The sequence below is a fragment of the Sphingomonas sp. genome (assembly GCF_031380695.1).
Classification (GTDB): Bacteria; Pseudomonadota; Alphaproteobacteria; order Sphingomonadales; family Sphingomonadaceae; genus Sphingomicrobium.
Window position 1 is genome coordinate 1 of sequence record NZ_JANMWY010000150.1, and the last position, 1,798, is coordinate 1,798.

The 1,798-nt window shown below is 63.5% G+C and carries 2 protein-coding genes; both read left to right on the forward strand.

The window, feature by feature from the left end; translation table 11 throughout:
* Nucleotides 1-198: glycine cleavage T C-terminal barrel domain-containing protein (locus tag RMN84_RS05760; RefSeq protein ID WP_309611242.1), on the forward strand; the 198-nt coding region annotated here is incomplete at its 5' end.
* Between the two features lie 3 nt (nucleotides 199-201).
* Nucleotides 202-1,798: FAD-dependent oxidoreductase (locus RMN84_RS05765; RefSeq protein WP_309611243.1), on the forward strand; the 1,597-nt coding region annotated here is incomplete at its 3' end.

The following is a 1,798-nucleotide window of genomic DNA, read 5'->3' on the forward strand; positions in this document are numbered from 1 at the left end:
GGGGATCGCTGCATCGGCATGACGACTTCTGGCGGCTATGGTCACCGCGTCGGCAAGAGCCTGTTCTTCGGCGCGATCGACCCGGCGTTCGCCGACGCCGGAACGCGGTTCGACATCCAGGTCCAGGGCGAGCGTCGCTCAGCGGTGGTACTCGAACATCCGGCCTATGACGCCGACAATCTTCGTATGAAGGCCTGAGCGATGGCCGCCGAGCTCCCCCGCCGGGCCCGCGTCGTCATCGTCGGTGGCGGGGTGATCGGTTGTTCGATCGCCTATCATCTGACGAAGATCGGCTGGGGCGACGTCGTCCTGCTCGAACGCAAGCAGTTGACGAGCGGCACGACATGGCATGCGGCGGGACTGGTCGGGCAACTGCGGCCGTCGATCAACATGACGCGGCTCGCAAAATATACCGGCGAACTCTACCGCAGGCTCGAGGCTGAAACCGGGCAGGCGACCGGCTATCGCCAGTGTGGTTCGATCTCGATGGCGACGACCGCCGAGCGCTTCGAGGAATTGAAGCGCAGCGCATCAATGGCGAAGGTGTTCGACCTGCCGGTCGATGTCATCACGCCCGAGCGGATTAAGGAACTCTACCCGATCGCCAACGTCGACGATCTGGTCGGCGGCATTCATATCCCCAGCGACGGCTATGCCAATGCGGTCGACATCACGCAGGCGCTCGCCAAGGGCGCGCGTAGTGGCGGAGTGCGCATCTTCGAGAACAGCAAGGTCACGCGCATCCGTCACGACGGCGAGCGTGTCACCGGGGTCGAAACCGCCGAAGGGCAGATCGACGCCGATCATGTCGTACTGTGCGGGGGAATGTGGACACGCGATCTCGCGGTGAGCATTGGCGTGACGGTTCCGCTGCATGCCTGCGAACATTATTACGTGCTGTTCGAAGGCATCGACGGATTGTCCCCGGCGTTGCCTGTGCTGCGCGACTATGACTATTGCGGCTACTATAAATATGACGCGGGCAAGCTGCTGGTCGGGGCGTTCGAACCCCATGCGCGACCGTGGGGGATGGACGGCATTTCCGAGGATTTTTGCTTCGACGAGATCGAGGGGAATTTCGACCATTTCGAGCCGGTGCTGATCGACGCGATGCGGCGCGTGCCGGCGTTAGAGAATGCCGGCATCCAGAAATTCTTCTGCGGCCCCGAAAGTTTCACGCCCGACGTGCGCTATCATCTGGGCGAGAGCGCCGAGCTGAAAGGCTGCTTTGTCGCGGCGGGGCTCAATTCGATCGGGCTGCAATCGGCCGGCGGGATCGGCAAGGTCATGGCTGAATGGATCCGCGACGGCGTCCCACCGGCCGACCTGTGGACGGTCGATGTCCGCCGCAACATGCCGTTCCAGATCAACCGCAAATATCTGCGCGAGCGGGTCAGCGAGAGTCTCGGACTGCTCTATGCGACCCATTATCCGTTCAAGCAGTATGAGACGGCGCGCGGGGTGCGACGCTCGGCGATCCATGACCGGGTTGCGGCGGCGGGTGCCTGCCACGGCGAAGCCTTCGGCTGGGAACGGCCCAACTGGTATGGCGATCCCGGGTCGACGCCCAAATACGAATATAGTTTTGGTCGCCAGAACTGGTTTGAAAATTGTGCGGCCGAGTGCAAGGCGGTGCGCGAGGCCGTCGGGCTGTTCGACCAGTCGTCGTTCGCCAAGTTCCGGCTCGAGGGCCGCGACGCGCTGCGCGTGCTGGGCCGGGTGTGCGCGAACGAGGTCGACGTTGCGTGCGGGCGGCTGGTCTACACGCAGTGGCTTAACGAGAAGGGCGGGATCGAGG